At 36.5% G+C, this 21,118-nt stretch carries 21 protein-coding genes and 1 pseudogene; 11 read left to right on the plus strand and 11 right to left on the minus strand.

Translation table 11 applies throughout. From position 1 onward, the window contains the following. Positions 1-502 precede the first annotated feature (502 nt). Positions 503-1,357, plus strand: coding sequence for a hypothetical protein (locus ACSLUO_RS09025; RefSeq protein WP_448248109.1), 855 nt, complete (start codon positions 503-505; stop codon positions 1,355-1,357). A 64-nt stretch (positions 1,358-1,421) separates the two neighbouring features. Here the strand turns inward: ACSLUO_RS09025 and ACSLUO_RS09030 are convergent, their stop codons facing one another. Beyond that, positions 1,422-1,667, minus strand: coding sequence for a hypothetical protein (locus ACSLUO_RS09030; RefSeq protein WP_448248111.1), 246 nt, complete (start codon positions 1,665-1,667; stop codon positions 1,422-1,424). Positions 1,668-2,153: 486 nt separating this feature from the next. Between ACSLUO_RS09030 and ACSLUO_RS09035 the strand changes: the two genes are divergently transcribed. After that, complete coding sequence (locus ACSLUO_RS09035; RefSeq protein ID WP_448248112.1) at positions 2,154-2,438, plus strand: hypothetical protein; 285 nt, start codon at positions 2,154-2,156, stop codon at positions 2,436-2,438. A gap of 210 nt (positions 2,439-2,648) precedes the next feature. Here ACSLUO_RS09035 and ACSLUO_RS09040 read toward each other — a convergent pair whose 3' ends face one another. After that, on the minus strand, positions 2,649-3,050 hold the full coding sequence (locus tag ACSLUO_RS09040) for a hypothetical protein (RefSeq protein ID WP_448248114.1): 402 nt from the start codon (positions 3,048-3,050) through the stop codon (positions 2,649-2,651). Positions 3,051-3,081: 31 nt separating this feature from the next. Continuing rightward, positions 3,082-3,432, minus strand: coding sequence for a hypothetical protein (locus ACSLUO_RS09045; RefSeq protein WP_448248116.1), 351 nt, complete (start codon positions 3,430-3,432; stop codon positions 3,082-3,084). A gap of 281 nt (positions 3,433-3,713) precedes the next feature. On the opposite strand from ACSLUO_RS09045, the gene ACSLUO_RS09050 reads away from it, so the two are divergent. Then, positions 3,714-3,890, plus strand: coding sequence for a hypothetical protein (locus ACSLUO_RS09050; RefSeq protein WP_448248118.1), 177 nt, complete (start codon positions 3,714-3,716; stop codon positions 3,888-3,890). A gap of 554 nt (positions 3,891-4,444) precedes the next feature. After that, a complete protein-coding gene (locus tag ACSLUO_RS09055) occupies positions 4,445-4,615 on the plus strand; it encodes a hypothetical protein (protein ID WP_448248119.1) in 171 nt (56 codons plus the stop codon). On the opposite strand, the gene ACSLUO_RS09060 is transcribed toward ACSLUO_RS09055, so the two are convergent. Next, positions 4,601-6,271 carry a recombinase family protein gene (locus ACSLUO_RS09060; protein ID WP_448248121.1) on the minus strand — a complete coding sequence of 557 codons (1,671 nt, stop codon included), beginning with the start codon at positions 6,269-6,271 and terminating at the stop codon, positions 4,601-4,603. The two genes, ACSLUO_RS09055 and ACSLUO_RS09060, sit on opposite strands and share 15 nt — an antisense overlap. Positions 6,272-6,337: 66 nt before the next feature. On the opposite strand from ACSLUO_RS09060, the pseudogene ACSLUO_RS09065 reads away from it, so the two are divergent. The 3 genes and pseudogenes from ACSLUO_RS09065 to ACSLUO_RS09075 all read left to right on the plus strand — a co-directional run. Then, positions 6,338-6,580 (plus strand): annotated as a pseudogene (locus ACSLUO_RS09065) (endonuclease III domain-containing protein); the annotation flags it as partial. A 253-nt stretch (positions 6,581-6,833) separates the two neighbouring features. Beyond that, a complete protein-coding gene (locus tag ACSLUO_RS09070; RefSeq protein ID WP_448248123.1) occupies positions 6,834-7,253 on the plus strand; it encodes a VOC family protein in 420 nt (139 codons plus the stop codon). 38 nt (positions 7,254-7,291) lie between these two features. Then, positions 7,292-8,722 carry a M28 family metallopeptidase gene (locus ACSLUO_RS09075; RefSeq protein ID WP_448248125.1) on the plus strand — a complete coding sequence of 477 codons (1,431 nt, stop codon included), beginning with the start codon at positions 7,292-7,294 and terminating at the stop codon, positions 8,720-8,722. Between the two features lie 89 nt (positions 8,723-8,811). On the opposite strand, the gene ACSLUO_RS09080 is transcribed toward ACSLUO_RS09075, so the two are convergent. Continuing rightward, on the minus strand, positions 8,812-9,177 hold the full coding sequence (locus tag ACSLUO_RS09080; RefSeq protein WP_448248127.1) for a GNAT family N-acetyltransferase: 366 nt from the start codon (positions 9,175-9,177) through the stop codon (positions 8,812-8,814). 525 nt (positions 9,178-9,702) lie between these two features. On the opposite strand from ACSLUO_RS09080, the gene ACSLUO_RS09085 reads away from it, so the two are divergent. From ACSLUO_RS09085 to ACSLUO_RS09095, 3 genes are all read left to right on the plus strand, one after another. After that, positions 9,703-13,077, plus strand: coding sequence for a BNR-4 repeat-containing protein (locus tag ACSLUO_RS09085; protein ID WP_448248128.1), 3,375 nt, complete (start codon positions 9,703-9,705; stop codon positions 13,075-13,077). A gap of 24 nt (positions 13,078-13,101) precedes the next feature. Next, complete coding sequence (locus ACSLUO_RS09090) at positions 13,102-13,632, plus strand: PEP-CTERM sorting domain-containing protein (protein WP_448248130.1); 531 nt, start codon at positions 13,102-13,104, stop codon at positions 13,630-13,632. A gap of 297 nt (positions 13,633-13,929) precedes the next feature. Next, positions 13,930-15,654 (plus strand): GH39 family glycosyl hydrolase, encoded by a 1,725-nt coding sequence (locus ACSLUO_RS09095; protein WP_448248132.1) that lies wholly within the window; start codon positions 13,930-13,932, stop codon positions 15,652-15,654. Between the two features lie 65 nt (positions 15,655-15,719). On the opposite strand, the gene ACSLUO_RS09100 is transcribed toward ACSLUO_RS09095, so the two are convergent. From ACSLUO_RS09100 to ACSLUO_RS09125, 6 genes are all read right to left on the minus strand, one after another. Beyond that, entirely contained in the window at positions 15,720-16,043 is a 324-nt protein-coding gene (locus ACSLUO_RS09100) for a YbaB/EbfC family nucleoid-associated protein (protein WP_448248134.1), read from the minus strand. Positions 16,044-16,140: 97 nt separating this feature from the next. Further along, positions 16,141-18,354 (minus strand): DNA polymerase III subunit gamma/tau, encoded by a 2,214-nt coding sequence (dnaX, locus tag ACSLUO_RS09105; protein WP_448248136.1) that lies wholly within the window; start codon positions 18,352-18,354, stop codon positions 16,141-16,143. A 5-nt stretch (positions 18,355-18,359) separates the two neighbouring features. Continuing rightward, positions 18,360-18,902 carry an adenine phosphoribosyltransferase gene (apt, locus tag ACSLUO_RS09110; protein ID WP_448248360.1) on the minus strand — a complete coding sequence of 181 codons (543 nt, stop codon included), beginning with the start codon at positions 18,900-18,902 and terminating at the stop codon, positions 18,360-18,362. A 54-nt stretch (positions 18,903-18,956) separates the two neighbouring features. Next, the gene (locus ACSLUO_RS09115) at positions 18,957-19,340 is read right to left on the minus strand and encodes a response regulator (RefSeq protein ID WP_448248137.1); all 384 of its coding nucleotides are present in this window, start codon (positions 19,338-19,340) and stop codon (positions 18,957-18,959) included. A gap of 7 nt (positions 19,341-19,347) precedes the next feature. Next, complete coding sequence (locus tag ACSLUO_RS09120) at positions 19,348-19,470, minus strand: hypothetical protein (protein WP_448248139.1); 123 nt, start codon at positions 19,468-19,470, stop codon at positions 19,348-19,350. Between the two features lie 150 nt (positions 19,471-19,620). Next, entirely contained in the window at positions 19,621-20,016 is a 396-nt protein-coding gene (locus ACSLUO_RS09125) for an HvfA family oxazolone/thioamide-modified RiPP metallophore (RefSeq protein ID WP_448248141.1), read from the minus strand. A 145-nt stretch (positions 20,017-20,161) separates the two neighbouring features. Here ACSLUO_RS09125 and ACSLUO_RS09130 point away from each other — a divergent pair, with 145 nt between their 5' ends. After that, positions 20,162-21,103, plus strand: a complete 942-nt coding sequence (locus ACSLUO_RS09130; protein WP_448248142.1) for a tRNA-dihydrouridine synthase — start codon at positions 20,162-20,164, stop codon at positions 21,101-21,103. Positions 21,104-21,118: the final 15 nt, after the last annotated feature.

Raw genomic sequence — 21,118 nt, forward strand, 5'->3', positions numbered from 1 at the left:
TGTACCACCGTATTTTTATTTCACCTTGGTGAAACGGGTGTGTTGATTGGCACAATCAAGACGCTCGCCCTTTTATTTCGTCAGAAATAATAGCAACTGAAAAAGGCAAATAAAGATGGCACATCTTGCCTTGTCAGGCGCGGGGAAAAATGCGGTGGTACAGAGCGTAGCGATGGACATTTGCGCTGAGCGGATAACGCTAAAAGGCGCAGCCTGAAAAGACAACGCATTACGTAGTAATACCAGCGTTGGCGTGCGTTATCCGCTCATTAGGTGGCCGGCGAAGTCGGCTACCTAACCACCAACGGTGGCTATTTATTTAGCCATAACATGGCTAAATTCATCACAAGCTGCCAATCACACGATATCTCTACTTATCTTGCCATGAACGCGTCAATAAAAACGGAAGACTCTCATTAAGCGATAAAGTTTGCCCAAGGCAGACTTACCTAATAGTTCATTTACTTTAAAACATTTACCTTAAAATAATCAAGGAGCAAACATGAGTGAACTATCTCATCAATATCAGCGCTATTTTGACATTAACATGCGTTACACCAAAGGCTCGAGCAACCTTCAAACCTCACATTATCGTCAACGGCTAACCTGTTTAATTACCGTCAGGTTTGGTTTTATCTCTCCGGTTATCATTCGCAAGCTTTACCAGATTAATCAACATCAGACCTTGCAGCATTTAAATCGATTAGTGACGCTTGGGTTATTACGCTTGGTCAGAACTCATCGCAGTATTGATGGCCGGATTTATGTGCCGAGTTATCAAGGGGTAAAATTGGCCGAAGAGATAATGGCCATGGAAATTTATTTTCGTTCAAATGCGAACCCTGCCATGCAAGTTAACCCAAACAATATCATGCATGATTCAATGAACATGTTTATCTTATTGCTAGGATTACATCATGAGGATAATGATGGCAACAAGGCCCCTTTTTGGACTGGTTTTATCACCGAGCCTGAATACCGAAAAATCGGCGCTAAACATTCACGGAACGTCGATGGTTTAGTGCAAGAAAATGATGGCACCATCACCGCCATTGAAATTGAACATTCTTTTAAAAATAAAACAACGCGCCAAGGCATTTTACTGAAATACCTACATGACCTTAAACAAGGCTATTATCACAAGGTATTTTTCATTTCTCATGAACAGCAGATATTAAAGGATGCCAAACGGTTAAACGAGCAGTTAATTGGCGAGTTATTAACGGTCTACAACAAAAAGACCAAGGCGCCTTTTTTAAGTAATTCAGAGGCAGAGCTACTGTCATCAGCACTTGTTTACCGAACTAAGTTTTGCCAGATATTAACAACCCATTTTTATCCTGACTCGAACCTTTAGATTATTTGCATAAAATGAAAAAAGCGCCCTAAAGGCGCTTAACATTATTTGTAAATGGTATAGATTATGATTTGTTATCGTAGCGTTTCATGACAACATTTCTCATTAGCCAGAAAACATCCGATAATAAATAAGCGCCAATCCCTAAATACAACAAATCCTGCCAGGTACAACCAACCGGTGGTATCACTTGGATTAATCCAAGCCCAATACTCACGCTGAGGAATAAACAAAACTTGGCTGTCGTTCTAAATACCCCCATTAAATCCTCGAGTATTACCTTAAGCAGTGTGATTTTTTTTGACCTCATGCAATCTCTCCTTTCATTGTGTCTTGCATGAATTAAGTAGGTTTATCAAAAGGAAATTGTCTGCTTAGTATTCTGTTTGGTGTAAACAACACCTGGGAAAAACTGAAAAAAAGACATAAAAAAGCAAGCCCTAAGGCTTGCTGATTGTTCGGGCTCAGATGCTGTCTACCATCTTTAATGTGACGACACTTTGTGGTGACATTAAAAACGCTACTACCTAGGTAGCTGTTCTCACTTAGCTTAACGGTATCGTTAAGTGCAGATACCTTAAATAAGATAAAAAGTATCAATTTTACGCTTTTCTAGGAAAAAGCATTAGCATTGTTAGAGCATGGCGTGCTGTTATCGCCCTACACTGATATATACGTTTCAATAAGGGAAATTATGTCGTTTTTATCAAAACATCTTAAAAAAACTCAATCGATTGGAAAATCTGACAAGAAAAACTAACCTTATTATTACAACACAATGGAATGTGACATAACAATGGCAGCCTTACCCAATAGAATTTCACTCAACGCATGGATAGCAGAGTATCAAGCGGAATGTTCAGTAATAAATTCAATCCATTTACTGAATGAAAAACAAAATAAGTTTTTTATTGCTGTTACCTGGAAAGAAAAAAACGATAAACACTTCAATTTGTTTAAACATCAAGAACAAGCGGAATTGGCTTTATTTTGCCAATTTATCGCTCGTACCAATCAACACTGGCATGCTCAGTTATCGCATTGGTTAAAAAAACCAATGGCGCCACTCAAGTTAACGTAACAAGTATTATGTTATCGGCTACGTTTAGCCTTTGCACAACGTGCAAGATAAAGTGAACCAAACACTAATACAGCTAGCGGAATAAGTAATAATAAGTTTTCCATATAATGCTCACCATCATAAATTGATTATTTAGTATAGCTGCCGCAAGTCATAAATTAAAATAAGAAAAAGCGACCTAACGGTCGCTTCAGTTTTAGCTTTTAGACGTTAAACATCTCTTATGTGTGTAAACCATCTTAATTCCGCCGCTTCAAAGTAACTAATGGGGTCTAGGCCAAAAATGGCTTCAAACTCATCGGAGAAATGTTCACAAAATCGTGTGATTTCATCAATATACATTAATAAAAAACCATACATTTCAATCCCTGAAAGATACCGTGAATCAAAGTCTGGATTTGCATCAAGCAAAGCCTTACTGATACTAATACCTAAAATCCGACCTACTTCATCGCGGTGTAAATATACATAATTAACATAGTTTAATGTAATACCTGTTTTATTATGTTCGACATCAGCAAGTAATAAAATAGTTGAGTCATCAACATCTTTCCAAATACTTTTGCTTTGCCGTTTATATTTACGAATAAATTGAGATTGTGTGTCCTTCATTTTTATTTACCTTGTTAATGTTGTCCTAACACTAAAAAGGCTCAGGAAAAGGTAATTTCAGCTGTTTATCATTTTCATCGTCAATTTTTTTATTGGAACAATCACCTAAACTATTCGATTCTTTTTCAATACTTTCTGCGTAAATAGCAGCCACTTCGCTTATTAATACGCTAAATATGCTCTTTAGCGCTTGTTGTACTTCTATTTTTTCGTCCGATACCGGCAATGTTTTTGTAAGAAGCGCATCATATTCAACGTCATCGAAACTGCCCCATTCATACTCTTTAGTGAAGGGGTCTATCGATTCCATTGCGCTATGCAGTGTTTCTAATAAATGTAAGCCATAGTTTAAAATGATCTTGGTTTTTATATCGTCTTCCATCGTTAACTTCCTTTAATAATTTAACCAAATATAGAAAGTAACGTGAGATGCAGATTATTTATCTTTATAACTCCATTGTAAGGAGCCAAAAATCTAATATGAAAGTGAATTAAACACTGTACGTCCCATTTTTTATTAATTGACCATTAAAAAAATTATTTTTTTTTGAAGTTTATAGTATTTCGTGTATTTGATTTGGTTAATAATAATAACAAGTCCTCGGAAGATGATTTTTTAAATTCAATTCTATTCAATAAAATTAAATATGTAGGAACTGTTAAATGATAACTGCTAATAATACAAAATTAGTTTTACCTAAAGGTTTTATGCTTGCTTTCATTACTGAGGATGGTGATGTCATACAAAAAGGGATTGACGTTGAAATAGAAATTTTTTCCAATATGCAAAAGACAGTTGTTGAACAACTATTCTCACAATCAAAACCAATTGAAGCTTAAATCTATCAGCTCAGATATGTATTTAGAAAGTCATATCTGAGCTTTATAGGCAAACTTATAGGGAATATAAAATAACAAAGATAGCTTACCTTTAAAATTTTCATGATTGTTAACCCTTGAACTATATTTTATAGAACAAAAACCCTAATCTTTATCCTTACATACCTGGTCTGATAAACTTTTATCGGCTCATAATCTCCCACTATAATATTGCAATTAATTTCTTCTTTTATCTCAAGAATACTTATGGCTTAAATAAAGCAAGAAATAGTTATTATGATATTAAATTAACTTAGCCTTACTACTCATAGTTGCAAACTATAATTATATGTCCATTACTTACCTTCTATATTGCTTTGACATTATATTTTAGATTTTTCAAGTGTATTTTTCTTGGTTTATAAGAGATAAAAATTAAGAAAATATTTTTTTTTCATGTTTATAGTTTTTTGTGTATTTAATTTGATTAATAATATCATCAAGTCCTGAAGAGATGATTTGACACGCTGAATTCAACTCTTCTTTATAAAATTAAAGATGTAGGAACTGTTAAAATGATAATCGATCAAAATACAAAACTAGTTTTACCAAAAGGTATAATGGTTGCTTTAATTACCGAAGACGGTGACATATTAAAAAAAGGCACCGAGATCGAATTGGAGATTTTTTCCGCTATTCAAAAAGAAGTTTTTTCACAAGTTTTTTCAGGCTCAGTCACCAATTAATTCAAGATCAAAGCCTTTAATTAAGTCGCCCGTGTATTTATCAATTCGTATAGTTCTTATAAGACCGTTATGAAACTTCAATGATAAATCAACATAATTAGAAGAATTACTTTGCAATAATTCATCTCGATGCATAGCTATAGTTTTAGCTATGCCTTCAAGTGCTGGGGGAACAATTGGGTGCAAAGAGATGGACTCGAATGTATCTTTAACTAATAACCTGATCGTTAACCTTTCTTCACTTGTTAACTCATTCAGGTTATTAGTTAAGTTTTGCCATTTAGCTATAATTTCATCGCTATAAACATTTGTTACTTTTAATAACTTATTTTTATTTTCATCAATTAACTTATCGACTTCCTCCAACTCACCCTCCAATTGAGCTATTTTAGTAACAATAGTCTTAGTTTTGCTTTCTAATCCCATAATCGCACTAATAAGGTTGTCAATCTTAGTTTCAATTGTCCGTTTACGATCTAACAACTTCCTTTCTTTAGCTTTTATGTTTGATTGTTCATTATTTTCAGTCAGAATTCTTGTTAAATTAATTTTATCTTTGCAATACTTGACGATTGCAGTTTCTATAGCAATTACTTGAATTGTTTTCTTGTTGTTACAATTATTGTTTCTTCTAGCTTCTACACATCCATAACGTTTATGACTTTCAGGGATATCTTCAAGCTTTTTATTTCTTTGTACTACATGAGTTCCGACTGATTTACCACAATTCCCACATTTAAACACATTGATACCGGAACATATACCAACAAACTTTTGTGAATATTTTATGGCCCCTCGTTTTCTAGAATCGGTTATTAATAAATCAAACTCATCGTGAGTAATAAGTTGAGGATAATAATCAGATAATACATAATCGATTTCTCCTACCCGCACATTGAGCTCACCAATCAAAGTTCGACGCTTGACTTCTTTGTATACATTTGCGCCAGTATGATGTGTGGTTTTAGGACCAAACTCTTCATTTAATTTTTCAGCAATTTTTAAGCCTCCAAACCCTTTTTTAAATAATTCAATTTTCCTAAGCATTATTTGCTTTTCACGCTCTTTAAAAACAAATTTTTTATTTACTTTGTCCCATTGAACCCAATTTGGAGCCTTCCCACTACTCACTCTAATTCCGCGTTTACCAGCATTCCAATCGTCACATTGCTGTTTCAATACGTCCCTTACGCGCCTAGATTTTGTATCGCTCTCTTCATGTGCTCGAATAAAAATCGTCAGCATTCCAAATAATTCAAAAGGGCTTTTATCCAGTAATTCTTTGTTATATTCCTTATTATCTAATGCTGTAATCACAGTAATTCCAGCATTAATTATTTGGGTCATTATACTAGCGCAATCTGTAATGCCTTTTCTCGATACCCTATCCAAACTTTCAATTAGGAGTATAGATCCTGTAGGAACATTCCCTTCTTCTACCGCCTTCAAAAATAGACCAAAAGCTCCCTTGCTAATATTTGCGCCATGGTATGCACTAAGTCCCAAATCTCTCATAGAAAGTGACTCATCCAGTTGCAAGCCTCTTTCTTCTGCTACTGATTTCGCATAACTTAATTGTCGCTTTAACGAATGCCCTTTAGCTTGTTCTGGCGTAGAAAATCTAACATAACTATATAACAATGGTTTTTCAGACATAATTATCCTGGATTGATTATTAATATTTATTTGTTATACTAACCAAGTCTACCTTAATTGTAAATGGGCTGGCCGACCATAGCGGTAGATACCCATATCGACCGAGTATCAAATCGCACCAAGTTTGCCCCTGGCAAGAACGTTAAAGAAGTAGAAGAAAAACTACTAAAAGTGGTACCAGCTGAATTTAAAGTGGATGTTCACCATTGGTTAATTCTTCATGGCCGTTATACTTGTGTTGCGCGCAAACCTAAATGTGGTTCATGTATTATTGAAGATTTATGTGAATACAAAGATAAAACAGATTAACAGCGGGATAATTAACCTGAACTCGGTTTAATGGGGTTTGCAATAGTCTGATTTATAATAAATAATTTTAAAATTCACCTACTTGTTTTGTTGCACTTAGTTTATCTTAGACTCAATGATGAAATTTAAGTGGATATCAAGGCGTTTTTTCGCACTAATAGCCAGCTATTAGAAGGAAAAATAACGTAGATAGGCACTTAAATAGCGTTATTGAGCAAAATGGCTTAAACCGAATTCAGGATAATTAACTTAAATGAAATTTTTACATACTATGGTACGGGTTCTAGACCTTGACGCTTCACTACATTTTTATTGTGACTTATTAGGCTTAGTGCAAACTCGTCGGTTAGATTTTGACGAAGCCAAGTTTTCGCTGATCTATTTAGCCACTGCCGAAGGAGAGCCGGAAGTCGAATTAACCCATAACTGGGGTGAAACAACAGCTTATTCACAAGGTAACAACTTTGGTCATCTTGCCTTTGAAGTAGAAAACATTTACCAAATTTGCGAAAAACTACAAGCTGCAGGCGTGGTAATTAACCGCCCTCCTCGTGATGGTTATATGGCGTTTGTTCGTTCACCTGACGGTATTTCGATTGAACTCTTACAAGCAAATGATAAATTAGCACCACAAGAGCCTTGGTTAAGTATGGAAAATACCGGCACTTGGTAATGATGCTTTTATCATTTAAATAAAGAATAAGGATTTTAATGAATACTTTGAAAGCATTGACTAAAGCAAACCTATTAATTATCGCAATATTATTGAGTAATTTTAGTTATGCTCAAATTGATCTTAACAGCATGGAAAAAGATCTAACGTTTTTAGCAAGTGATGAATTAAAAGGCCGAGCCAGTTTTACCCCAGAAATTGATCTCGCCGCCAACTATATTGCTAAACGCTTTCAAAGTATCGGTTTAACGCCATTTAACCAATTATCAACACCTAATACCGATAACCACTCAATAACACCACAAGACTTTCTACAAACCTTTTCAGTACATCACATCTCACCTGAAGATATTTTTGTTGAAATCAACGGTCAAAGTTATCGCCAGCCGCATATTGCCATAGCCACCAATCAAGCTGAATTTCATTGGCAAAGTCTTGAAAATATTCAAGTAACTAAAGTACATAAACGAAAAGATTTATTCACAACACTTTCAACATTAAATGTTCAAGGTGGGCAACATTTAGTGTTAGTACACCCTGAGCATAAACACTTATTTAAGCAATACCGTTCGTTTTTTAAAAAAGGCAGTTACCGTTTAACCATTAAAGAACCTGCAACCATAGTAATGGTTTACTCTCAAGCCAAAGATATTAACACAATCAATATTCGCGCTAAAAACACCATACAAAATCGCTCATTGAGTAATGTTGTAGCAGTAATGCCTGGTACCACAAAAGCCGATGAATTTATTATTTTCTCTGCCCATTATGATCACTTAGGTGTAAAACCTGGTCGCCATTCACCAGATCATGATGTGATTTTTAACGGTGCCGATGATGACGCTTCCGGCACAACAGCCGTAATACAGTTAGCTGAACACTTTGCTAAATATAATGCTAACGTCAAGGGTGATATTAAAGAAAACCCTCAAAATCTAAATCAAAACCAACGAACCATTATTTTTGCCGCTTTTACTGCCGAAGAAATTGGTGGCTTTGGCTCTCAATATTTTGCTCAGCATTTACCTGCCGATAAAATTAAAGCGATGATAAACATTGAAATGATCGGAAAACCGTCGAAATTTGGCGAAGGCACTTTTTGGATGACAGGCTATGAACGTTCAGATCTTGCATTATTGATGAATGAAACATTAAAAAATTCGCCTGATAAGCAATTTTCTACCGCACGCGTATACGCCGATCCATACTTAAAACAGCAACTATTTTATCGTTCCGACAATGCGACATTGGCACGTTTAGGCGTACCAGCCCACAGCTTTAGTTCAACCCAGCTTGACCGAGATAGGCACTACCATAAAGTGTCTGATGAAGTAGAAAGTTTAACTTTAAGCTCAATGGCAAAAATAATTAATACTTTAGCCATAGCCAGCCAAGATTTAGTTAATGGCAGCAAAACACCAAGCCGAGTAGATACCTCGCAAGTAACACCAACAGGCAAAGTGTATTAAAGTTTTGAAGGCAGAAAGCTTGAGGCTTGAAAAACACAATGTAGAATGCAAAAGAAGTTATAAACTTTTTCGTCTTCTAGCTTCTAGCTTTAATCTAACGAATATTGCATTTGATATTCAATATCCGTTTCGCCAATCACTTGAAAACCTTTCGCTAAATAAAGCTTTTGCGCAGGGTTATTTAACAAAACATTCAAAGTAACAGGTAATCCCAACTGCTTTGCTTTTTTGATCACCACATCAATCACTCGGCCACCAATGCCTTTATTTTGAAATTGAGGCAAAATTTGTAACTGACGAATGTGTAATCTATCGCTTTGTTTCGACAGCTTAAGTAAGCCAATATTGTCATTTTCTAGCTTGATAAGTAACGAATCTTGAAATGCTTCGTTGATCCGCGCTAAATGATAGTCATCATTAATGTTAAAACCAGCTTTAAGTAAATATTCCGTCATCGTGACACGCCGAAGTGCCAATAAAAAAGGCACATCCCTTTTATGTGCGGTTATAAAGCTAAGTTTTACCAATTACTACTACCATTCAGGCCATGTATGTCGCTAACGTAATTAAACCATACTTATCAACTAAATCAATGACAGTATTCTGGTTTTAACCAAAGAGATTTAAATCTTTGTACTGCTCATTTATGCCTTCAAAAAATAATCACTCTAACTTATGCCTCATTTAATAGCTGAAATAAAAAAGCCATTCTTAAACAAAACCCGAGCTACTAACTAAATCACCACAATGACCAAAAAAGAAATTTAATGATTAAAAATATAAAACAAATATTTTCAATTAGATACAAGTAAAATTAACAAAAATTTAAAAAAACACTAACAAAATAGACTCATTGAGATTAATATTGATCACTTATGAATGTCGGTGACTGAGGTAATAAAGGTAAAAAACAGCCAATAAATATAAAAATTAAAATAATTAAATTAATAAAAATAGAACTAAGAAATAGGTACGAAAACATGACAAAACATAAAAGAAACTCCATGGTGAGAGGCCTGCTGTTGCTCGTTTCTTGCTTTACGCTTCCCGTACAACAAGCCAACGCAGAAGTCACTTTAGAAACACAAGTTAAAATAGCCGACAACGGGTTGCATTTTAATGGTGCCGACCTAGATTACGGCAACGTTGGCAATCCAGATACTTCTGCTGACACCTATGACTTTTTCTTTGGCCGTAACATTTCAGCTCATGGTGATGCCGTAAAAACCTATAAAAACTTTGTTTTTATGACTTGGTATCGTGGTGGTAAAGATGACCGTCACGTCATGTTATCTCGTTACAACAAAGATACAGGTACTGTTGCCACCATTGAATTCCCACACCAACATACAGGCTTTAGAGGCGACCCTCGTGTGGGTGAATCGCACAACACCATTGGCTTAGCAGTAAGTCCGGTTAATGGTACGATTCATATGGTTTATGATATGCATGCCTATGATAACAATAACCACGGTGGTAAATTCAAAGATGATTACTTCCGTTATTCTTTTAGTATTCCAGGCGCTGCTGAAGTAGCTGATAGTGATTTTACCTTAGCGCAATTTGTTAAAGATACCAGCAGTGTTAGCCAAGGTGATGATGACTACAAACATTTAACCATGACTGGCGACTTAGCTGATAAAGGCAATTTTGCCCGCTTAACTTACCCTAAATTTTTCACTAACACTGACGGTACATTGTTATTGTATATGCGTTTAGGTGGTAACAATAACGGTGCTTATGTATTCAACCGTTATGATGCAGAAAATAAAAAATGGTCAAAATTTACTTTCTTTAACCACAACAACCAAAAATCTAAAGGTAATGATTACAACTGGGGTTTATACGGCAACATGAAATATGTTAACGGTAAACTTCGTGTTGGTTTCCAGCAGCGTTCAAGCGACAATACCGACCGATATACTTATCAAAACGGTGTTTATTACGCATATTCGGATCAAGCAGAAGGCTTTGGTGAATGGAAAAACCATAAAGGCGAGCCCATGACCTGGCCACTGGTTAACTCAGACGAAATCAAAGTGTTTGAACCAGGTGATTATATTTCGCATCAAGAAGCCAACTCGGTTTACATTGTAGGAAGTTTTGATTGGACAGTAACCGCTAAAGGCGACATTCATATCATCAGCTTAGTTCGCTCTACTGATAGAAACCGTCCAGATTTTGAGCAAGTGTATATTCATTCATACAAACCAGCCGGTGCTGATGAGTTTATTCACTCAACTGATTTTGTTGGTGCAAGCAATATCTACACCTCAGGTGATAATGTTTACATCATTGGTTTAAGAAATGGTTACCCGTATGTAGAAAAAGCCGTAGGTGGTACTAACGATTTTGAACGTGTTTATGAGCAAACTGAAGGTACACAATTTGACCACGGCACTGTTTATATCAAAGATGGTAAAGTGTATTACTACCTAATGGAACGTTTTGCTAACGGCATTACAACATCTCAACCATTACACTTACAAATTATCGACTTAGACCTTGCTGCTGACGCAACTCGTCCTAGTGTTTCATTTACACAATCGGCAATGACAGTAGACGAAGGTTATGACAAATTATCATTAACCATTAATACCACAAGCCCAGTTGAAGATCGTACGATTGAATCGGTAACTTTATATCTTAATGGTGAACTAGTTCGTACAGACGACTCTGTTCCTTACTTATTTGGTCACGGTTCAAAGCCACATGAAACTGGCGCTATGGGCTGGTTAGAATCTCATACGCCAAACCCTAATCCATTAGGTGCAGGTGTTCACACTTTCAAAGCCGTTGCTGTTGATAGCGAAGGTCAAACTTCTACGGCATATATGCAATTAACGGTGAAATCAAAAGATCCCGTTGTTAGCTTTGCCAATCAAGAAATGACAGTAGATCTAGGTTATGAAAAATTAGCGTTAACTATTGAGGCAACAAGCCCAGTTGAAGATCGTACAATTGAATCGGTAACTTTATACCTTAACGATGAATTAGTACGTGTAGACGACTCTGTTCCTTACTTATTTGGTCACGGTTCAAAGCCACACGAAACTGGCGCTATGGGTTGGTTAGAAACTCATACGCCAAACCCTAATCCATTAGGTGCTGGTGTTCACACTTTTAAAGCCGTTGCTGTTGATAGCGAAGGTCAAACGTCTACGGCTTATATGCAGTTAACAGTAAAATCTAATGCGCCTTTAGTTAGCTTTGCAAATTCAGAAATGACCCTTGACTTTGGTTTTGAAAAATTAGCTTTAGGTATTGAAGCTTCAAGCCCAGATGAAAACCGCACCATTGATTCAGTAACTTTATACCTTAACGATGAATTAGTACGTGTAGACGACTCTGTTCCTTACTTATTTGGTCATGGCTCTAAGCCACATGAAACCGGTGCTATGGGCTGGTTAGAGTCTCATACTCCTAATCCAAACCCTTTAGTTCCTGGTGCTCATACTTTTAGAGCTGTTGTTCTTGATAGTGAAGGCGAAACAAGTGAAGCAGAAATGACCTTAACCGTTAATGGTTTACCTCAACCACCGACGGTTTCATTCCCTAAATCAGTTATAGAAGTTTATGAAGGTTATGAAAAATTAGGTATGACACTGACTGCTGAATCACCAGTTGAAGGCCGCTCTGTAGTGTCTGTTACGTTATACCAAAATGACGAACTTGTGCGTATTGACACAAGACCTGTTTGGAACTTCGGTCATTCACATGCTCCTTATGAATTTGGTGCAATGGGCTGGTTAGATACACATGAACCAAACCCTTCGCCATTAGGTGTTGGTGAGCATACTTTTAAAGCAGTTGCTGAAGATAGTGAAGGTTTAACCGGCGAAGCTTTTATGACCTTAATTGTAAAAGAATTACCAGCTCCTTCAATTAATTTTGTTGAATCAGATATTGAACTACTAACAGGTTATGAAGCACTTTCAGTTTCAGTGTCTGTTGGTGAAGATGAAACAACCGCGGAAGTCGTAAGTGTTGGTTTATACCTAGATGACCAATTAGTTCGTGAAAATTATGAAGCACCTTATGTTTGGGGTGATGAATACAATGCGAACGAGTTATTAGGTTTAGATGCTGGTAGCTACATTTTAAAAGCGGTATTAACGGATAGCTACAACCGTATGACTGAAGCAACTATCCGCTTAGATATCGCGTTATTTGGTGATATTGATGCTGACGGCGATATTGATGGTTTAGATATTAGAGCATTTAACATGCAATTAAGAACGAGTGAAATTACCGATTTACGCTACGACTTTAACAACGACGGTGTTGTTAATAATCGTGATGTACGTGGTATGGCTCAATTATGTTCTCGCGCACGTTGTGCCAATAACGATTAATAAAAGTAATAAAAGGTATAAATAATGAAATTTTTAACAGTAGTATTTTCTTTATTATTCACTATTAGCGCAAATGCAGCGCTGATCACTCATGTTAGCTCGACTGAAAATCAGGTAATTGTTGATTTTTCAATCACTGATTATAGTTCAGATATTTTTGACCTATACGCAGGTTTTGACTTTGATCCAAATCAACTTGAGCTTGCTAGTTATGTTGATTCTGATGATCTTATAGGAAATGGCGGTATTGCCTTTCCTGATGCAATTGGTGACGCTTATGTTATCGACCCAGGATTTTTAGAAGTAAGCTATATTTTCTTCGGCACAGATTTCGGTCCAGCTTTTGATTTAGGACAAGCTGTATTTGATATTCTGCCAAATACGAACATCAACCAACTATTTTTTAACGAGATATTTGTTGATGCTTTTGATGAAAACTTTGCTCCTGTAGCAATTAAATCAGAGCTTAGCGTAAGTGTACCTGAACCTTCAACCATTGCATTGTTCGCATTAATGGCTGGTTTTGTATTTATGCAAAAACGTAAAAAATCATAATATTGTTATACAACATATACTGATAATAAATTTTTCCCACAAAATTTTTAAATAATAGCAAAAATTAAATAGCCTTATTAACACCGTTTAATAAGGCTATTTTTTTATCATAACCCTGCCATTTTTAACGAATATAGAAATTATCTTTCCTCTAACGCTGATCTTAATGTGCCGCTATAGATCAAGCTCTCAAGCTTCAAGCCACAAGTCTTAAGTCAAAAGCCAAAAGCCAAAAGATTGATTGTGATTAAATTTGATGATATAAAGATTAAAATTGATTATTGAATTTCAAATATAATGAACGTAAACCTCACCGCGCTATTATTTACGGTATTTACACTTGCCGCTTGTAACACAACAACACCTACAACACCAACACCCCCTAAAACAATAAAGAACGAACAACAGCAAATACTTAAACTCAGTGCTGACTTTACTGATGCTAATCAACAACTAGGTGAAGTATTCGACTTTTTTGATGTTAGTGTTAGAACTCATAAAGGCTCTCCGCATTCTACACCGGCAACTTTCGGCAGACGAGCAAAAGTAAATACCGTAAGAATGTTAGGTGGCTGGGCAGATAAAAACATTTCTGCTGATACTTATAAATGGAATGGCAAAGAATTTGTTTATGACTTTGAGCAAGCTACCAAACGTATTGATAGTTGGCTTGATAACAACTGGGATATTTTTCAAATAGTATTAGATAACCCACCATGGGCATTTCAACACGGATTAACCTTTGTTGAACAAGCCAACGGCAAACATTATTTACAAAAAGATGCCAATGCCGTTTATGGCAACCCACTACCACCGGCAAACCCAAAAGCTTGGCAACAATATATTCAAGCGTTCATGCAGCATTTAGTCGCTCAATATGGCAAAGATACCGTACTTTCGTGGCGCTTTAGAGTTGGCTCTGAAATTGATACCCGCCCACAACATTGGGCAGCAACACGCGAAGAATTTTTTGCCCATTACCAAAATACCGTAAACGCCATTCATGCCGTATTGCCAACAGCAAAAGTTGGAGCGCACTTTCGAGAAGCCTCTTTTAAAGGCAACTACCTAGATTACACCGGTAATACCGAAGACGCATACGCACCACATTTTATCAGCTGGGCCAAAAAGAATAATGTACCCTACGATTTTCTTGCCATTTCGTATTACCCACATATTACCAAACCACACGAATTAGATATGGCAGCTGTTTATCATCATGATATGGCACCTATTCAACATCACCCAGATTGGAATACTAAAGCGAGTTTTGAAATACATGAATATAAACTTATTTCCAAAATGCAACGTGCTGGTTTTATAAGTGTTGCTACCTCACACAGCTCCGCCTTTTTTGCCATGCTTTCTAAATTAATGTTAGAAAAAAACATTATGGAAATATTCCAATGGGGTACAGCCCGTGACGGCAATTACATACCTGAAGCCATGACCCAGCTCGCATTACACTCCATGGTGGGCAATGAACTGTTCAAAAATAATGTATCTGGTGCAACCCTAGTTAAAGATAACAACGTTAATGGCATATTTACCAAACAGCCTTCACAAGCTGCATACGACCTACTGCTATTTAACTTTAATAAAAACAACCTCACCTATCAGCAGCCTGAAAATGTGAATATTTCACTTAAAGTAAAACAAGCTATAGGCACAAAATATCAATACCGGTTAGGGCGTATTGATGATACCAGCAATATTGAACAAAGGTTTATGGCGGAATTTCCAAAAGCCAATATTCCTGTTGAGCAAGGTGGCTGGAGAAAATCAGATATTCATGTTACTGCCTCAGTAATGAAAGCATTGAATGATGAAGGTAAAAAAGTTTTTCTAAAAAACAGAGCCAAATATGGAAAATCAGATACGTTAATTTGGAGTAACTGGAAAACGGCTGAAACCGTAACAGGTAACGTGGAAAATAATAATGACCAATCAAATATTATGTTCGAAACATCACTACCCTCTTTTTCTGTTCATAAGTATGAAATACGAATGTTAGCGGATTAACTAAAACAAATATTTCAGTCACTAAAAAGCCGACATAAACGTCGGCTTTTTCAAATACTTAGAACTTAAAATGGCATTTTCATCCCTGGCGGCATTTGCATACCACCGGTAACTCCAGCCATTTTTTCTTTATTGGCTTCTTCAACACGGCGTACGGCATCGTTAGTTGCGGCAGCAACAAGGTCTTCAACCATTTCTTTGTCGTCTTCCATTAAACTATCGTCAATTTCAACACGACGCACGCTGTGGCTACCTGTCATGGTTACTTTAACCATACCAGCACCAGCTTCACCAACAACTTCCATGTTGGCTAATTCTTCTTGTGCTTTTTGCATTTTAGCCTGCATTTGTTGGGCTTGTTTCATTAAGTTGCCCATTCCGCCTTTCATAGTATTTCCTCTTTAAAACTATTCTTTAAAACAATTAGCGCAACCTTACTGGTTGACATAAAAAAATTCAAGCATTATACCATTCCGTATAAAGTGTTTACCTAGCGACAATAGATGATTCATCCATGGTAGCCTGAAAATGATTTTGTAAGTGCTGTACTACTTTATCTTCTTTTAATAAGGTTTTTGCGTATTCATAACGTTTATCGTCAATCTCGCTTTGAATTTGATAAGGATCAGCTACCGTTTCTTCAACAACCACAATTTCTACGGTTATATTACGTTGTAATAAATTTGATAAAGCCTGCTCTAATTGGCTATGGGCTGCTTCACTTTGCAAATGTTTTGTTGATTGATTTAACTGTAAAACCAAGTGGTTATCGTTAGAACCTTGACCAATAGTGGCATGAATTGCTAACTGCCTTAAACGGCCATTCAGCGCCATATGATCGATCATGTTAGCCCATTTATCTACCTGATTCGCCGAACGTATAGTGGCAGGGTCAATAACTTCAGGCGTAAATTCTTGCTCTGGTATGTCAGTAAACTCAGGTAAGTTTTCATCTTTTTTTGGCAAGGTTACAGCAGGTGTTTTTTGGCGTTCTGCTGCGCCATCAAACTTTTTTTCTTTCGGCTCCAACTGCTTCTTTTTACTACGCAACATATTACGTGAAGCGAGTATGGCAGCTACCGGTGAATCAAGGTTACCAACATTTTCTGTAGCAGGATTTGCTAAGGGTTGTTGCTCAACCTGCTCTGCAATAGGTGCTGCCGATGCTTGATTGACTGGCTCAGCATTTGTATTTACTGTATTAGCGAAATTATCTACATTGTTGGTGTTTTCTGTTGCCGGAAAATCTGGGACTTGCTGCGCCATGTCATTATTAAAAGAATGGTTTTGAAAACCTTGCTCGATAGCACTTTGTTCGATTTGTTGCTGTTGTTGAAACAACATAGCCTCATTCGGCTCACTTAACGAAGGTTGCGGCTCAGCTAAAAACTGGTTTGTAGGATCTTCTTCGTTATTAATAACCTGTGCGTCAATAGATGGTTCTTCGGCCGCAGCAGGCTGTTGTTGAGTACTTTGGGTACTTGCCTGAGGTGTTAGCTCGGTAACAGGATTGTGGTGCAGTGCTGCTTGTGTAACGTCTGAATCCGCTAAAGCAATATCAGTGAAATCAACCTCGGGCGCTTTAACTTCGCTGTGTTCAACAACATTATGTTGCGTTGCCGGTTTAAAAGCCGCTAAACGTAATAATGTCATATCAAATGCCGCTTGCTCATCTATGGCGTAAGGTAAGTCTTTGCGTCCGTTTAAGGCAATTTGATAATACAGTTGGACATCTTCTGGTGACATCGCCTGACAGAACTTCGCTAATAACTTTTCATGCTCAGGCGCTAAGTCAAATTGACATTCAATCACTTGTGCCATGGCAACTTGATGGAGCAACTGGATCAGTTCAGCTAATAATCGACTATAACTAGGTGAATAAGAGGCGATCTCTAATGATAATGTCATTAACGCTTGGTGATCTTGTTTGATCAGCGCTATTAAGATTTTATACGGCCAATGTTGATCAATACCGCCTAACATTTGCTGCACATTAGCAAAGTTAATACTACCTTGACCTTGGGCGATGGCTTGATCAGTTAAACTTAAACCATCTCGCATACTGCCTCTGGCAGCTTTTGCTAATAAGCTTAACGAGCCTTGATCAACTTCCACTTGTTCAGCTGATAAAATTTGTACTAATTGCTGCTTAATTTGAGCAACTGTTAATGCTTTAAGATGAAATTGTAAACAGCGTGATAATACGGTAACCGGCAATTTTTGTGGGTCGGTAGTCGCTAATATAAATTTTACATGCTCAGGTGGTTCTTCTAAGGTTTTTAACAAGGCATTAAAACTACTTCGAGAGAGCATATGCACTTCATCAATCAAGTAAACTTTGTAGCGTCCTCGACTTGGCGCATATTGAACGTTGTCTAATATTTCCCGCGTATCATCAACTTTAGTACGTGAAGCAGCATCAATTTCAAGTAAATCAACAAAACGCCCTTGGTCAATATCAACACAAGTATCACAAGTGCCACATGGCTCAGACGAAATGCCCTGCTGACAATTTAAACTTTTTGCAAAAATGCGAGCAATGGTGGTTTTACCAACACCACGTGTACCGGTAAATAAGTAGGCATGGTGTAACCTTTGTTGAGCTAAAGCATTAACTAACACGCTAACAACGTGATCTTGTCCCATCAGTTCTTGGAACTTTTTAGGTCGCCACTTTCTAGCTAATACTTGATAGCTCATTTTAATTATTCACCTTCAAATTGGAGTAGTGAGTAAACATCTAGCCCGGCATCTGCCAATACTTTTTCGCCACCAAGATCCGGTAACGAAATAACAAAGGCCGCGGCAGTCGCTTCAGCACCAAGCTGTCTAACGAGTTTAGTTGTAGCTGCTATTGTGCCACCGGTTGCTAATAAATCATCAACAATGAGTACTTTATCTTCTTTAGATAAAGCATCTTGATGAATTTCTAATGTGTCTTGACCATACTCTAACTGATAATCTTGTGAATAAGTCGCTCTTGGTAATTTTCCTGGTTTGCGAACAGGAACAAAGCCAACACCTAGTGCGAGCGCAAGGGGTGCGCCAAATAAAAAACCACGAGCTTCAGTGCCTACTATTTTAGTAAAGCCTTGATCTTGGTATTTTTTTGCAAGTAATTCGATGGTTAATTTAAAAGCCTGAGCATTTTCTAAAATGCCCATTACATCACGAAATAATATCCCTTCAATAGGATAGTTTGGAATAGTATGAACGGCGTTTTTAATGAGAGTAAGATCTTGATTCATTTCTAATAAGTTGTAGCTAAATATAGCTACAGGATAAATCAAATAACATCTTTTTTATAGAGAAAGATTTACACTATTTTTAGTGGCATAACCTTTTAGTAGCTCAGCAAGCTTCTCAAAATTAATCGGCTTGCTTAGTAAATGATCAACAAATTGGTTTTCTGCCAAATGTTCAATTGATTTTATATCTTGTGTAGACATAAAAAGAATAGGTAAATCAGCTGTTTGGTCTTGTTTTTTTAACCTTTTGGCTAATTGAATACCGTCCATCACAGGCATTAAATGGTCAATAATAAATAAATCAAAATCATTTACATGCGTTTGTTCAAAAGCTTGTAAACCATTTAATGCGGTCGTTACATCATGCCCTTCATCTTGGAGAAAAGCAGAAATAGAACTCAGTACTGTTTTTTTATCATCAACCAATAAAATATTCATGTAAATATTAACCTAAGAAAGTATACCAACCCATTAACATAGGTAATAAAGGCATAGCTAACATAACGGTTAATGCTAAAAATAAATGGCGCTTAGAAGCTTGTTCTTTAAAATTATCTTGTTCTGACATTTTAATACCTTAATTCGACTTATAAGAGGCGCGCATGATACCTAAAACATCCTCTTTTTGGTAGTCTATTTTGATGTAGATCAATAATTTCATATATTGATCATAAAAAAACCCGTCGAAACGGGTTTTTTATTATCAAGATTGAAAGTTTTATTTTTTACCTTCGCCACACTTGCCTTCGCCACATTTAGCTTTGGCTTTGCCTTCACCACACTTGCCTTCGCCACATTTAGCTTTGGCTTTGCTTTCACCGCACTTGCCTTCGCCACATTTAGCTTTGGCTTTGCTTTCTCCGCACTTGCCTTCGCCACATTTAGCTTTGGCTTTGCTTTCACCACACTTGCCTTCGCCACATTTAGCTTTGGCTTTGCTTTCACCACACTTGCCTTCACCACATTTAGCTTTTGAATCACTGTCACTAGCAAAATGCATTACACTTTGATCGGCAAAAGGATTAACCTCAGCTTTTGCTGGCATGCTTAGTAAAAATGCCAATGATAAAACAGTAAACATTACCGCAGAAATTGATTTTTTTAGTATATTCATATTTATTTCCTATAAAATTGTAAAAGCTTCATTAATATAAGCACAGTCACTATTTAAGACCATAGCCATTAAAAATAAATTTCACAATAATTAAAATTTTATTTTTTACACTCATTTCCCAAATTATTAGATTAGTACTAACTTTATGACCATAAAAGCAAAAAAGCTTATCCTTGCACCAATGGAAGGAGTTATTGATGCGCTCATGCGTGAACTCTTAACTTCGATAAATAATTATGATTTATGCATTACTGAATTTATTAGAGTGGTAGATGCTTTAGTTCCGAAACATACCTTTAATAAAATATGTCCTGAGTTAAGCGCTGGTGCTAGAACCCTCAGCCAAACCCCGTTAAGAATTCAACTCTTAGGCCAAGAGCCGTTCTGGCTTGCTGAAAATGCAGTTAGAGCGATTGAATTAGGCTCTCATGGTGTTGATGTTAATTTTGGTTGCCCTGCTAAAGCAGTAAATAAAAGCAAAGGTGGTGCGGTATTGTTAGATGATCCTGAATTGATTTATCAAATAATACATCATATTAAGCAGGCAGTAGGTAGTGAGGAGCTTGTTTCAGCCAAAATACGCTTAGGATTTAACGATAAAGAGAAGTTTTTTGATGTGGTAGACGCGGTCAAATCAGCCGGTGCAAATATGTTAACGATACATGCGCGAACTAAAAAAGACGGCTATAAACCTCCGGCTTATTGGCATTATATTGGCGAATTACCCCGTTATACTGATATGGATATTATTGCGAATGGTGAGATATGGTCAAAAAGTAGTGCTATACAATGTATGCAACAAACAAATACCAATTTATTGATGTTAGGCCGTGGCGCTTTAGCTATGCCAAATTTAGCTAACGTTATAAAAAATGATGAAAAAATAATGCCTTTTACAACAGTAAAAACCTTGCTGATCCGTTACAGCTTATTAGATCATAATAATCATTCATATTATTTTTCTAGCCGCCTTAAACAGTGGTTAAAATATTTAAAATTACAATATCCTGAAGCAGAGCAGCTATTTAATACCATCAAGACCTTATCTGATAAAGAAACTATCATTAAGCATATTCAAGCCATTTAACTTGCCCACGCTGAA

Source organism: Thalassotalea agariperforans (genome assembly GCF_053470345.1).